Below are 13,532 nucleotides of genomic sequence, written 5' to 3'. Positions count from 1 at the left end.
ATAAAATAGCGCACCTTTATGGCAAGCACAACGAATGGCCAGCTATCCGAAATTTTTTCGGCTAGCTGGCTATTTTGTGCATGTGTCTGGGATGTTTTTTGACAAAGACGAGTTGATGCCATTTGCTTTGACCGTCTCTGGTAATCTTAAACAGATTGCATTGGCTTTCGCACCAACTTCACTTACAGAGAAAGCCAATTTTCTTCGACCGATTACGATTGGGCGAATTGCATTTTCGGCTGGACGATTATCGATTTCAATCTGATCGTCAAATAGAAAAGCCCTTTAACCCTTGTACACGATTTAATTTGTATCTGCTGCTTTTGCGAGCACGTTTTTCCAAAAAAAGATAAGTCCTTTACCCATTTCAAGAATTTCTCCACAATGGGCTTCGATTATTTTTGACGAACTTATCAATGTTTTACTGGTGAAAGATGTTTAAATTGACATTCTAAGCGATTCAATTGATCACAATAATCGAAGTCCATATTCCCTTGTTACGATCGAATTTCAGGCAATCATGTCACAAATCTGTCTAACAGTTAGCGAATGTGACATTTTAGGAAGTCACCTTAGGTAGAATAACCATCACAAATTTCGGGTATACACCTAAGTGTAAAAACGAATAACCACTTATATGACTGGAAATTTTGATACTCAAATATATTTACGAATAATTACATATGTTGATTAACTTATTTTCACCTTTAAAATCTGATGAATGGAGTGATTCTATAGCTAATCTATTAAGAAAATTTAAGAATTAATATAGGATAAGTGGAATATTTTAACAATCTTATTTTTTTATAAACAAAAAAGAAACATTACAGCGATTAATACCCAATTTAATACATTTAAGAAGCTTTTTGTAACACTTAAGATTTACAATACTAAATTATTAAATAATTTAGTAATATAAAAAGAGGAGGGGGGGAGTATATGGAGGCTTTATTAAAGCTTGAAAATATCATTACGAAGGCTCTGATTCAGGAAAACCACAATGAGATAGAAAAGGAGAAAATTAGATTCGGTATACAACTAATTGTAAATGATATTTGGAAAATACTGTTTATTTATATAGTGGCATTCCTTTTGAATTGCTTTATGGCCACACTAATAACACATATTACATTTATTGTATTACGACAAGTATCTTTTGGTTTTCATTTTCAAAGTAGCATTATTTGCTTAGTTGCAAGTATAGTTTCTTTGCCAATCGGTTTATACATAATCGATAGAAACCATATAAATGCTGACCATTTTATATTTTTAATTGGTATATTATCGACTCTTTTTTTACTATTAATAGCTCCTGTTGGAACTACAAAAAGACCCGTTTTTAATCAAAATCACCGAAACTATTTAAGAAAACAATTGTTCATTAGATTATCAATTCTATGGACTATTATTTTCGTTTTAAAAGGCGATTATCAATTATTTATTTTGTATGCAATAAATTTATTAGCAATATCAGTATTAATTCAAAAAATATTTGGAGGAAGTAATTATGAAAATTAGAAAACAATTATTAAATAAGGTATCGAACTTGGTTATTTTATTCGCAACTTCTGCGACTACATATGCATGTAACTTAGTTTTTCACGAAGTAAAAATACCAGAAAGTTTAAAAAAAGAAAGTAAATTTTAATTAAGTATTGGAGGATACTCAAATAGAAAGTAATTTCTTAATATTAGTAATTATTGAATTTTTTATTATAACGGGTTCTATATATTACTTACAGAATTTAAAATTTAATTTGGTTACTATAAGTTCAACTGTACTAATTTGGATATTAGCAGCAACAGCATTTTTATACGTTGAGTCTTGGATAGTGATCTCTTTTCTTTTTATAACTATATTTATTTTTTTAAGCTTTAAATCCAATTTTTTAAAAATATGTATTGATTTAACTACTATCATTTTTATTGGAATTCTGTCTGAGTCATTATCACAAATTATGTTAGGATCTAGTAAATCGACTAATTCTCAGCTCATTTTATTTAGTTTAATTTATGTATCTTTGTTCAGCCTATTAAATCTCATTATACACAAATTGAAGAAAGATATTAGCATCATTGATTTTCCTTTAATAACCAAAATAATCTTTGTATTGCTTTTCAGTGTAACTGTCATTGTACTATACTTAAATATTTTTATTCCTTCAACATATGAAGAAATGCAGCTGACTAAAATTAATTTAACCATACAGCTTGTATATTTAGTTCTAATCTCTACATTAATTATGTTTCTAATAAAAATTATAAAAAAAGAGAATGCTCTTAAATATAAGCAACTGCAACAGTCTCAATACAATCAATATTTAATTTCTTTAGAAGCTGTTAATCAAGATATACAAAAATTCCAGCATGATTATATGAATATTTTATTGACTATGGATGGATATATTTCACAAGGGGATATAGAAGGTTTGAAAACCTACTTTAACAAAAAAATACTAAAAGTAGAGAGCGATACTTTATTAAAAAATCAATTTATGAAGAATATTAGTAACTTAGCTATTATTGAATTAAAGGGTCTTCTTTTAACAAAATTATTATTAATACTAGAAAAAAATATAAAATTTCATATTGAACTCCCGCAAAAAATCAGTAGTATTCCTATCGATATAATTGATTTTTCGAGAATTTTAGGGATATTAATCGATAACGCAATTGAAGCAAATGAAGAATCTAAGAACGGAGTAATAAATCTTGCTATATTAAAAACAGCGAATGAATCAATACTCTTTGTAATCGAAAACTCATTTGAAGATACTCTAGACATTAATCAAATTTTCAATAAAAACTATTCAACGAAAAAAGGAAATAATCGTGGAAATGGTCTTGCAAATGTTACTGAAATTATTAAAAAATATCCAAATGTTCTATTAAATACTCGAATTGAGAATCAAATATTTATTCAAGAATTAGAATTAAACTATAGGAAGTGATATTTTGAGAGTTATTATATGTGAAGACGACATTTCACAACGGCAATTTATTTTAAATGAGATTGTTCAATATGCTAACTTTCATTTACCCGGCACTGAGGTTGTTTTATGTGCTTCAAGTGGTGCCGAAGTATTAAGTTATATAAATCAATATCCAGCCGATTGTTACTTTTTAGATATTGATTTAGAAGGCATTATGTGTGGATTAGAATTGGCAAGCTTAATTAGAGAAAAGGATTCATTAGCAAATATTATTTTTGTTACAATGTTTGCTGATAAGCTAAGGTTAACTTTTAAATATAAAATTGCTGCGATGGATTATATTGTAAAAGATCCTGATAAAGAAATTTTTCAAGAAAACCTAACACTTGCTTTAAATACTGCATACCAACGATATGTTTCTATTGGTCAACAAAGTGATAGAGTTAATATGTTACAGATAAAGGTTGGAGAAAACATTAAAAATATTAAATACGCAAATATTTATTACTTAGAAACAGCAACAGTGGCTCATAAGCTGAGATTACATACCAAAGATGGAACATACGAATTTTATGGGAAACTCAAAGACTATGAAAAATTAGATAGCAGATTCCGACGTTGTCATAATAGTTATTTAATAAATATAGATTACATGATAGAGTTTTCTCCTAAAGAAAGAATGCTTACCATGAGTAATGGACATAAATGTTTGGTTTCATTTCGTTACACAAAAAATATCACACGTGTTAATTAAATAAATTCATCCAGTTTTTATTAGCATAATTTACGATAAATGCCAGTTCATCTTTAAGCCCTATCTGCCACTCGATTGACGAGGTAGCACAGACCAGATAATTAAAGCCCAAAAAAGTTGGCTAAACAGAGGCTGCCCCTCCTGGGGACGTCTAAAAAAACAGTAGCAAACCATTGATACAATTGGATTTGAGAGAAACTAGGTCTTCGGTCACTGATTCAGAATCCCTTTTTTATTACCTTGAAAATTACGTAAATATTGTACCGAAATTATCTTCCAATTCAATTGTATGGAGGATTTTTTTTATGACCAATAAGACAGGATTATTTGATGTAGACTTTTCACTGTCAACCAAAGAGCTTACTACTCAAGGGGGATATGCTATGTTAAGAAACTTGTCTGCTTTTGATAAAATGTGATTCCTCACCTTTAATAAACCATTATATTTTTAATTTGTGGAAAGTACAGTTGTCTTGAAAATACTTGAAAGATAGTAAGTATAACAAGAACCATTTATGATATAATCCCTATGATTTACAAAATTGGAGGATTGGTGAATTTTGAAAAGAAAAAGGTTGGTACTCTTATTTTCCATGCTTGCATTACTAGTTTTATCGGCTTGCAGTGATTCAAGCGATGTTGATTCAAGTGATATTGATTCAAGTGATATTGATTCATATGAAGATACAAATGACACAGGTAACACGAGTTCACCTTATACGGAAGATGAACTAATAAATGACCCTTTAGCTCCGTCTACGAATCCGAATGATTACAATTCAAACGGTGAATATGTTCCTGAAAATGGTCCTAGCGACAATCCTGCTGATTATAATGTAGATGGAGAATACAAGCCAATAGAAGATATGACGGAGGAAGAAAAGAGAGCAGAACTTGAAAGATTCTTTAATGGCGAATAGGACTAGTTATTAGGAAATTTTCTTCTACAAAACAGAGTGTTCAAAATGGGCATGTCTGAGGGGTATTTCAAGGTTACAGAATGGCTTGATAGCGTTCCTATGAAGCCAAATGGAAGCAAAGAAGCGAGATAATTAAGTGTTTATCTCGTTTTTTAATTTGAGATTATACTCGGCATAAGATTTATAATAGTATTAAATTGTATCATGTAAAGTACAAAGTTATCTATGGAGCTGTAGGAACGTCTGTGAACCTCCTGTGAGTGTGAAAGTTCATTCATTCTTTGATGGTATCTATGGATGCTTCCTAAGCTGGTTGAGTGCAGAGTGTAGCAATAGGATTTCAAGTTCCTAACTTTCACTCCTAACTTTTCGGTAGTGAGATTATCTTGCAGTTAAGAACATACTTGTAATTCAGTAATAACTCCATTACAATCGATATTAACATTGAATAAATTAGTGTTCATTACTTATAAACTATTGATACTTATACTTTTTACGCTAATTCCCTCATATAGCTTATTTCTTAGGTATGGCGCCAGTCGTTTGCGATTCATTGTACACAATGATTGTTGCAGGCATTTTACCATTTAATATCGTGAAAGGTGTGTTATTAACGGCGATTATGGCATTGTTATTCACAACGATGCGCAAATGGATCAACCAACAACGCACAATGTATTTATCGAAATAATTCATTTCACCTCGAACATATTTATGTTCGAGGTTTTTTATATAGAGCCAATAGCATACTGGGAAATTTAGGAACTGTCTAGTCTAATTTACTATTTTAATGTACAATTAATAAGAGATTAGTTAGTTTTGAGGAGATTGAAGAGATGAGTGAGAATAAAGGACAGTGGTCTAGTAAATTAGGGTTTATTTTAGCATCAGCGGGTGCGGCAATAGGGCTAGGGGCTATTTGGAAGTTACCCTATGTCACAGGGCAAAGTGGTGGAGGCGCATTTTTCCTAATTTTTGTGCTTTTTACATTATTGATTGGCCTACCGATGTTATTATCCGAGTATATTTTAGGACGGGGTACGCAATCGGAAGCTGTCACTGCCTATAAAAAAATTGTGCCAACGAAACCAGCTTGGGCTTGGATTGGACGTATGGGTGTACTGGGGTGTTTTCTGTTATTAACCTTTTACAGTGTTGTAGGAGGATGGATTTTTATTTACAGCGGCCTTGGTGTATCAGGTGCAGTTATTGATTCTTCAGTTAATCCAGGCGATTTATTTGGAAAGATTATTAGCACACCGTGGATTACATTACTAGGTTTAGCGTTATTTACACTAACCAATGTACTTGTTATTTCGCTAGGTGTACAAAATGGTATTGAAAAAGCAAATAAGTGGATGATGCCATTATTATTTGTGATGTTTATCATTCTTGTTATTCGTGCATTAACTTTAGATGGGGCAATGGAAGGTGTGAAATTCTTCTTATGGCCTGATTTTTCTAATATAACAGGTAAAGCGTTACTAGAGGCGCTAGGGCAGTCATTCTTTGGTTTGGCAGTAGGGTTCTCTTGTTTGGTTACATATAGTTCGTATTTGAAAAAAGATGTTAGTTTACCAAACTCAGCAGGTTCCGTTGTTATCTTGACGGTACTTGTGTCGTTATTAGCAGGACTAGCTATTTTCCCAGTTGTATTTGCCTTTGATTTAGAACCACAAGCTGGGCCTGGCTTATTATTTATGGTGCTGCCGACAGCATTTAGTCAAATGCCTTTTGGGGAAGTGTTTTTATCCCTGTTTTTATTACTATTTTTATTTGCGACATTAACTTCGTCGTTTAGTTTATATGAAATCATCGTGGCAGCATTTATTGAAAAATGGCATATTTCGCGTTCAATCTTAACGTTATTACTTGGAGTCATTGTTTTTGTTGCGGCAATTCCATCGGCATTATCGTCAAGTTTATTAGCGGATGTTTCCATATTTGGCAAGTCAATCTTTGATGCTACTGATTATTTAGTGTCTAATTTAATGCTACCATTGGGCAATTTATTGATCGCCATTTTTATTGCCTATGTAGTAGATAAAGACTTTGTGAAAAAAGAATTGCTTATGGGAAGTCAAGTGGGGCAAGGGTTTTATAACACGTATCGGCTACTTATGTTAGTGGTCGTCCCAATTGTAATTATCGTTGTTTTATTAAATATGCTTCTACAAAAATAATTGTATAGCAGTTTAGAGATGGTTCTTGTATTGTGCAGGAACCATCTTTTTTCGATTAAGCACCAAGTGGTAGTGAAAAAAATACCTGCCATTAAAGCACTCTTTGCAAGTGTTTTAACTACAGGTACTATGTTTTTGGCACTTCAAGACATTAAGATGAGCTAACTTTTATCAAATTTATTGAAGCGGCGAGTACAATTCCACCATCGCAAGTACGGAAGTCTGGACCGATATTTCTTAATTGAATTGTTCCATTAACTGGGATAAATACAATTGTTCCTCCAGTAATTGGTACGCATTCATATCTATCGACTTCTGTATTTAATGCTCCGTATCTCGTTTGGATTGGATTCACTTCGGCATTATTAACAAAGAGAGCTGTAATGATTGTAACGTTACCTGTCCCGAATGGGGAGAAGTTTCCATTCACATGATAATCAATATAGTACGCCCCTCCTTGGGACACTCTGATAGTCACTGTATCGGGGTCTAAAGTGATACCGGCTGTTTCCCCCATACCGTTCCAAGGCATAGCTTGATTGTTAGCAAGCGTGATAAAATTTGTTTGAAAAAAGTTCCCGTATGTGGAAGGTGATACTGCTGGCGTTTGTTCGTTTGGAGTGATGTGACAAATATCGATGGCTTTAATAACAGGCAAACTAGATTGGCAACGTTCGCATGAACAATTTTTTGGACAACGATTCAAAGACTGTACCTCCTAATACATTTTTCTACTAGTTTATTTAATTTATCTTTTTTTGCCTGTGTGTGCATTTAACTCATTTCTCTATAGCCTTAGACAAAAAAGAGCAGACAAATATATGTCTGCTCCGCTAATCATGTATGTTGCTCCGCTATTAAAACTATTGTCAGAATTGTTTGCGTGCCTGTCACCATTTAATATTCACTTAGTGCGAGTTCGCCTAACCATTTTTCTTCTTTAATGTACTGCTTCGCTTGGAGTTCACTTTTGGCAATAGGGAAAACTTTATCGCATTGTGAGATGGCAAATAATTTACGAATAAAATCATCTGTCACAATAATCGCTATTTTCTTATCGAGCGTTGTGACTTTCTTTGCAAAATTGATAATCATACCAAAACCAGTACTATCAATATTCGTCACCTTTTGCATATCGATAATATAGCCGTGTTTTGTGTCAAAACTAATCGCGTGAAGCTCCTCTTTTAAATCCCCAATCAATCCATATTCTAATTTACCAGTAAAGGCGATTAAAATATAATCAGCCTTAGTATCAATATTAATCATATTTTTCTGATTCATAAATTACGCCTCCTTATATGTTTAAAGTTAGATTGTAAATTTATTTACTTCGTTTTGTAAGTTAGTCGAAATTTCGGCTAATTCCTCTGAGTTTTGTGAGATTTCCGCAACGGTTGCGTGCTGTTCTTCGGAAGTTGCTGCAATTTCTTCGGTCGCTGCTGCAGAATCTTCAATGATACGTGAGATATCATGTATAGCTTGTTGGACATCTAATGAATTGTCATTGACATGGGTGAATGCTGATTTCATTTCCTTCACACCTTGCTCTGTTTCCACAACTTGTTCGACAATCTCTTGTAAAGCATTGCCTCCTTTACTAATGATGTGTACCTGCTCTTCGACAGCGAGTAAATTACTTTCCATTGTCCGAACGGTTACAGCGGTTTCGGCTTGTATATCTTTAATTAAACTCGTAATTTGCCCAGAAGCTAAACTTGATTGTTCGGCTAGCTGGCGTACTTCGGAAGCTACTACGGCGAAGCCTTTTCCTTGCTCACCCGCTCGAGCTGCTTCGATAGCGGCGTTTAATGCCAATAAATTTGTTTGTTCCGCAATCCCTGTAATAACAGTTATAATACCGCCGATTTCTTCGGAACGTTTGCCTAGTTTTTGAATAGAATCGGTAGCGTAGGAAACGGTTTGCGTGACAGAGTTTAAATGTTTTATGGCTTCGTTAATCGCATCCTCGCCTTTTCGTGCGATGTGGGTCGATTGAATGGCTCTCTCTAAAGTAGCTTCTGCCTTTTGTAAGCTATTGGCTACTTCATCATTCGTTTTTTGCATCATTTTCACAATATGCTCCGCCTGATCGGATTGCGTGCTAGTGCCGCTTGCAATATCATTCATTGTTAATGCCACTTGGTTTGCGGCTTCGCTAGTTTGGCGAGAAGATTCTGCTAAAACTAGCGAAGAACTAGCGATTTGATTGGCGCTATTGGCGACAACGTTGATTGTTTCGGTTATACGGGTCTTCATCGCATTGAAAGCTTGTGCTAAATTAGCAATTTCATCTTGTCCTTTAGGATTTAATATTTTCACATTTAAATTTAAATCTGCTAGTTCTTTGGCATTGGCGCTTAATTGATTGATGGGCGCAATAATTTGGCGTTGTAGAAACCAACTGATGATGACAAACATTAAGATGGAAACAATTAATAAAACGACAACATTTTTAATAACGCTTTCCATAGCGGTATTGTTATAGGTCTCTAGCGGTATGCCTGTTGCCCACATCCCAATAACCTCCCCTTGTTTGTTTAAAATAGGGTCGGTGGAGACTTCATACATACTTCCCAACACATCGGCTGAACCAGTATAGCGCTCTTTTTGCTCTAACACGGCAGCGATTATCTCCTTAGGAGCTTTTGTATTGATTGGTCTGTTGCCATTCTCCACTATATTTGTACTAACTCGAGTATCAAATTGGAAAATCGTGACGGCATTTCCATCTGTGAGATCTCCTAGTTTGTCGACAATATCAAAGTTACCAACAATCTTAACATCCCCTTTATACAATTCATTGTCTTGGATGTTCCAATCCCCAGGGATTTTAGCATCTAAATATTCATAACCTAATTGGATATCCGATAGTAGTTTCGTATTGACGGCCTCTAAAAGATTATTTTTAGCATCGGTATAATCAACAATCGTTATTACCGTAATCATAAGTAAAATGCAAGTAATGAGTAGTAAGTTGATTTTTTTGCGGATTGTCCATTTCATAAAAAGTCCCTCCTAATCTCAGATGTACCTATCCATGAATTTTCTTAGAAACACCGACTAAAAATTTTGTTTTCGATATATGTTTGAACCAAATAGAATCCACCATTTGTTTGACAAAAAATAACCCGCGACCTCGATCTGTATAATTATGTTCGTTAAGATCAAATTGCAAAGCCTTTTCCAAATTATTTTCGGTAATTCCTTGTGCTTCATCGATAACGGTTAACTTAATTTCCTCGTCGTTGTGTGTTACTTGCACTTGAATTGTGTTGTGGGAGAGGGGATGTAATGATTTTTCCGTTGCTTCAACTGCATTAATAACTAATTCGTGTAAGACAAAACGTAATTCTCTACTAAAAGGTACATTATAAAGCGTTGTATAATTTTCCATTGTCTTATCTATAAAATGAACTGCTTGCATATTCGCTTGAACTCGCAGTGTAAATTCCAATACCAATCACCTATCTTGTACTTGAAATAACAATTACATTTTCGCTAGCATTTCAGTAAAAAATGTAAGCAAATAAAATAGGTCATCGCCATTATAGTGAGAAAATAATAAATGGAAGTGCCTGAATCCATTAAGGGAAAGGCTTTTAGCGCATAAAAAATGTTTCTTTTCATACAAAAGCTGTCATTATCGTCATAAATATACCTTGTTAGGCTCTGTGTAACCTTCTAAACGCTAGATTATGTAGCTAACGATTTAATCACAATCCGTAATGTTTGAAACAAGTTCGTTATTTAACGGTAGTGTGTATTCACAAGTAGAGAACGAGTTTACTCGCAACGTATAGTTTTAAATATTGCTGTTATCACCCTCGTAGTACATGTCACACCTATAGCAGTGAAAAATACTAGGAAGTCTATGTATTTTAGTTGGTGACCATGCATTGTTAAGGAAATTTTGGCGATGACTAATCTTTTACTTGGAGCTTGCGAAGTTGGGCTTTAACTTGGTAGTTTAAGACCGTTTAAAGGGAGTATAGAACTAGATGGAATTAAAGGTCTTTATCCACCAACGTCATAATTATAAAAGGTACTTTCGAATTATACAATTACTTTAATAGACAATGGTAAATATCCATTTATTGAATAGTTCAAAGTATCCAATAAACTCTATAAAAATAAATTCGCTTTTAATGTACCAGTAAAATATAAAAAAAGCAAGACTAATGTTCTATATAAAATATATTTTAATTAATATTTAAGTTTTATTTTTTGCTCAGATATTGATACTTATAGACTATTTCACTAGCCTTTTATTTAGGGTGGACAATGAAAGGGCAACAAGTAGGCTTCTATACATCTAAAAAGAAGATAAGAATATTCTAAAAATTCTATGTAATAAAACCTTACATGCCCATTGCGCTCACTAGTTGTTTTAGTGTAATTTAAAAGCAGTTCTAAAAAACGGATGTTAAGAAAAATGACAAATTGGAGTGGTGAAAAATGAAACATCATACTAGAGATGATATTATCCGCATGGTGAAAGAGGAAAATGTGAAATTTATTCGCCTACAATTTACTGATATATTGGGCTCAATCAAGAATGTAGAAATACCAGTTAGTCAGTTAGCTAAGGCATTAGACAATAAAGTGATGTTTGATGGTTCCTCGATTGAAGGATTTGTTCGTATTGAGGAATCCGATATGTATTTACGCCCGGATCTTGATACATTCGTAATCTTCCCGTGGACGGCTGAAAGAGGCAAGGTAGCACGCTTTATATGTGATATTGCACGGCCAGACGGTACAGCATTTGAGGGCGATCCACGCTCTAACTTGAAGCGCGTCTTAAAAGAAATGGAAGAATTGGGCTTTACTTCGTTTAACCTAGGACCAGAACCGGAATTTTTCTTATTTAAACTAGATGAAAAAGGCCATCCAACACTGGAATTAAATGATAGCGGTGGGTATTTCGATTTAGCGCCGACGGATTTAGGTGAAAACTGTCGACGGGATATTGTGCTGGAGCTAGAGGGCATGGGTTTTGAAATTGAAGCGTCCCATCATGAAGTGGCACCGGGTCAGCATGAAATTGACTTTAAATATGCCAGTGCCATTGAAGCATGTGATAACATTCAAACGTTTAAACTAGTTGTTAAAACGGTAGCAGCTCAACACGGCTTACATGCAACTTTTATGCCGAAACCTTTATTTGGAGTGAATGGTTCAGGAATGCACTTTAATCTGTCATTATTTGAAGGAGAAAATAATGCCTTCTATGATGAACATGCAGAATTGCAATTAAGTCAAACGGCACGTAGTTTTATGGCAGGGATTATGAAGCATGTGCACGGCTTTACAGCAGTAACGAATCCATTAGTCAATTCCTACAAACGTTTAGTGCCTGGCTATGAGGCGCCATGTTACGTAGCTTGGTCAGCACAAAATCGCTCACCGCTTATTCGTATCCCTGCGGCGCGAGGACTTTCCACACGTATTGAATTGCGTTCTGTTGATCCAGCAGCCAACCCATACTTAGCAATGGCAGTTATTTTAGCCTCTGGGCTCGATGGGATTCGCAAAGGCTTAACACCGCCAGACGCTGTGGACCGAAATATTTATAAAATGAATCGTGTAGAACGTGAAATGAATGGCATCGATAGTTTACCATCTTCATTAGAATATGCACTGATAGAACTAGAAATGGACCATACCGTTCGTGACGCACTAGGCATTCATATTTTTGAAAAGTTCACCGCAGCGAAAGAAATTGAATGGAACAAATACCGCACACGCGTCCACGACTGGGAACGTGATGAATATTTGACGATGTACTAACAAAGAAGTGTTGGGGCTGTAAGGCTCCAACACTTCTTTGTTTTTTTGCCCACATGGGTTTGTTTTGCTGTTATGGTTTCTAAAAATGGTTTCCATTTCACTTAATAATAGTAGTTATTCTTTTAGAACTAAAAAACAATTACTTATTGTTGTTCATTTGAAATTTATAATGTTAAGAGAAAAGTATCCTCTAATCCTGCTTTGGGAAATGTTTATATTATAAAGTGGATTATTTTGGTAATATTAATGTTGAGTAAAAATTTCCCTGTGGAGGAATTCTAAAATGTTTAAAGCTGTATTATTTGATTTAGATGGAACTTTATTGAATCGTGATAAATCGATTGAGCTTTTTATAAACCAGCAATATGAAAGATTATTTGACTTACTTTCTCATATTTCAAAAGAGCAATATATTTCACGATTTATTGAATTAGACAATCGTGGATATGTTTGGAAGGATAAAGTATACCAACAACTGATTGATGAATTTAATATATCTTCAGTAACTTGCGAAGAACTTCTCAAAGATTATTTAAAAGAATTCAAACATCATTGTGTAGGATTTCCTCATATTCATGAAATGTTGGAGGAGCTGAAAAATAATAAAATCGCTTTAGGCATGATTACAAATGGGTACGGTCAGTTCCAAATGGAAAACATTAAAGCTTTGAACATTGATCAATATTTTGACGTTATATTAGTATCTGAATGGGAAGGAATGAAGAAACCTAATCCTCAAATCTTTATAAATGCATTAGAAAAATTAAACGTAGAACCTTCAGAAAGTGTATTTATTGGTGACCATCCAGAAAATGATGTGAAAGCTGCTCAAAACGTTGGAATGAAGGGGATTTGGAAAAGAGATAATCAATGGACTGATATAGAAGCAGATGCAATAATTGATGATTATTTAAAACTTCCTGAGATTTTAAAAAAATTGGATTTTTAG

The 13,532-nt window shown here is 33.9% G+C and carries 14 protein-coding genes; 9 read left to right on the top strand and 5 right to left on the bottom strand.

The window, feature by feature from the left end:
- Positions 1–69: 69 nt before the first annotated feature.
- Positions 70–228 carry a hypothetical protein gene (locus LS41612_RS16605; RefSeq protein ID WP_233433851.1) on the bottom strand — a complete coding sequence of 53 codons (159 nt, stop codon included), beginning with the start codon at positions 226–228 and terminating at the stop codon, positions 70–72.
- A 711-nt stretch (positions 229–939) separates the two neighbouring features.
- Between LS41612_RS16605 and LS41612_RS16600 the strand changes: the two genes are divergently transcribed.
- The 7 genes from LS41612_RS16600 (at position 940) to LS41612_RS16570 (ending at position 6,790) form a co-directional block, all read left to right on the top strand.
- Positions 940–1,518 (top strand): accessory gene regulator ArgB-like protein, encoded by a 579-nt coding sequence (locus tag LS41612_RS16600; RefSeq protein WP_024361479.1) that lies wholly within the window; start codon positions 940–942, stop codon positions 1,516–1,518.
- Positions 1,508–1,648, top strand: coding sequence for a cyclic lactone autoinducer peptide (locus LS41612_RS16595; protein WP_080653286.1), 141 nt, complete (start codon positions 1,508–1,510; stop codon positions 1,646–1,648). Before LS41612_RS16600 ends, LS41612_RS16595 begins: the two co-directional genes overlap by 11 nt.
- Positions 1,649–1,832: 184 nt before the next feature.
- Positions 1,833–2,951, top strand: coding sequence for a GHKL domain-containing protein (locus tag LS41612_RS16590; protein WP_137034850.1), 1,119 nt, complete (start codon positions 1,833–1,835; stop codon positions 2,949–2,951).
- A 4-nt stretch (positions 2,952–2,955) separates the two neighbouring features.
- Positions 2,956–3,687 carry a LytR/AlgR family response regulator transcription factor gene (locus tag LS41612_RS16585; protein ID WP_024361477.1) on the top strand — a complete coding sequence of 244 codons (732 nt, stop codon included), beginning with the start codon at positions 2,956–2,958 and terminating at the stop codon, positions 3,685–3,687.
- Between the two features lie 560 nt (positions 3,688–4,247).
- Entirely contained in the window at positions 4,248–4,607 is a 360-nt protein-coding gene (locus LS41612_RS16580) for a hypothetical protein (protein WP_024361476.1), read from the top strand.
- Positions 4,608–5,136: 529 nt separating this feature from the next.
- On the top strand, positions 5,137–5,298 hold the full coding sequence (locus LS41612_RS16575; RefSeq protein ID WP_229388933.1) for a hypothetical protein: 162 nt from the start codon (positions 5,137–5,139) through the stop codon (positions 5,296–5,298).
- A 145-nt stretch (positions 5,299–5,443) separates the two neighbouring features.
- Positions 5,444–6,790, top strand: a complete 1,347-nt coding sequence (locus LS41612_RS16570) for a sodium-dependent transporter (RefSeq protein ID WP_024361475.1) — start codon at positions 5,444–5,446, stop codon at positions 6,788–6,790.
- 151 nt (positions 6,791–6,941) lie between these two features.
- On the opposite strand, the gene LS41612_RS16565 is transcribed toward LS41612_RS16570, so the two are convergent.
- From LS41612_RS16565 to LS41612_RS16550, 4 genes are all read right to left on the bottom strand, one after another.
- Complete coding sequence (locus tag LS41612_RS16565; RefSeq protein ID WP_024361474.1) at positions 6,942–7,496, bottom strand: hypothetical protein; 555 nt, start codon at positions 7,494–7,496, stop codon at positions 6,942–6,944.
- Positions 7,497–7,687: 191 nt separating this feature from the next.
- Positions 7,688–8,074, bottom strand: a complete 387-nt coding sequence (locus LS41612_RS16560; protein WP_024361473.1) for an STAS domain-containing protein — start codon at positions 8,072–8,074, stop codon at positions 7,688–7,690.
- Between the two features lie 27 nt (positions 8,075–8,101).
- The gene (locus LS41612_RS16555) at positions 8,102–9,796 is read right to left on the bottom strand and encodes a methyl-accepting chemotaxis protein (protein ID WP_024361472.1); all 1,695 of its coding nucleotides are present in this window, start codon (positions 9,794–9,796) and stop codon (positions 8,102–8,104) included.
- Between the two features lie 28 nt (positions 9,797–9,824).
- Positions 9,825–10,247 (bottom strand): ATP-binding protein, encoded by a 423-nt coding sequence (locus tag LS41612_RS16550; RefSeq protein WP_024361471.1) that lies wholly within the window; start codon positions 10,245–10,247, stop codon positions 9,825–9,827.
- Positions 10,248–11,248: 1,001 nt separating this feature from the next.
- Between LS41612_RS16550 and LS41612_RS16545 the strand changes: the two genes are divergently transcribed.
- On the top strand, positions 11,249–12,583 hold the full coding sequence (locus LS41612_RS16545; protein WP_024361470.1) for a glutamine synthetase family protein: 1,335 nt from the start codon (positions 11,249–11,251) through the stop codon (positions 12,581–12,583).
- Positions 12,584–12,866: 283 nt separating this feature from the next.
- The gene (locus LS41612_RS16540) at positions 12,867–13,532 is read left to right on the top strand and encodes an HAD family hydrolase (protein ID WP_024361469.1); all 666 of its coding nucleotides are present in this window, start codon (positions 12,867–12,869) and stop codon (positions 13,530–13,532) included.

The organism is Lysinibacillus sphaericus (genome assembly GCF_002982115.1).
In the GTDB taxonomy this organism is placed as follows: domain Bacteria; phylum Bacillota; class Bacilli; order Bacillales_A; family Planococcaceae; genus Lysinibacillus; species Lysinibacillus sphaericus.
Note: the sequence above shows the minus strand (reverse complement) of the source record. Positions and strands in the feature narration are given on the sequence as shown.

Excerpts from the sequence above, each read along its gene's own strand:
- LS41612_RS16595 (WP_080653286.1), top strand. The coding sequence starts at position 1,508 with ATGAAAATTAGAAAACAATTATTAAATAAGGTATCGAACTTGGTTATT.
- LS41612_RS16555 (WP_024361472.1), bottom strand. The coding sequence starts at position 9,796 with ATGAAATGGACAATCCGCAAAAAAATCAACTTACTACTCATTACTTGC.
- LS41612_RS16545 (WP_024361470.1), top strand. The coding sequence starts at position 11,249 with ATGAAACATCATACTAGAGATGATATTATCCGCATGGTGAAAGAGGAA.
- LS41612_RS16560 (WP_024361473.1), bottom strand. The coding sequence starts at position 8,074 with ATGAATCAGAAAAATATGATTAATATTGATACTAAGGCTGATTATATT.
- LS41612_RS16570 (WP_024361475.1), top strand. The coding sequence starts at position 5,444 with ATGAGTGAGAATAAAGGACAGTGGTCTAGTAAATTAGGGTTTATTTTA.
- LS41612_RS16575 (WP_229388933.1), top strand. The coding sequence starts at position 5,137 with ATGGCGCCAGTCGTTTGCGATTCATTGTACACAATGATTGTTGCAGGC.
- LS41612_RS16600 (WP_024361479.1), top strand. The coding sequence starts at position 940 with ATGGAGGCTTTATTAAAGCTTGAAAATATCATTACGAAGGCTCTGATT.
- LS41612_RS16540 (WP_024361469.1), top strand. The coding sequence starts at position 12,867 with ATGTTTAAAGCTGTATTATTTGATTTAGATGGAACTTTATTGAATCGT.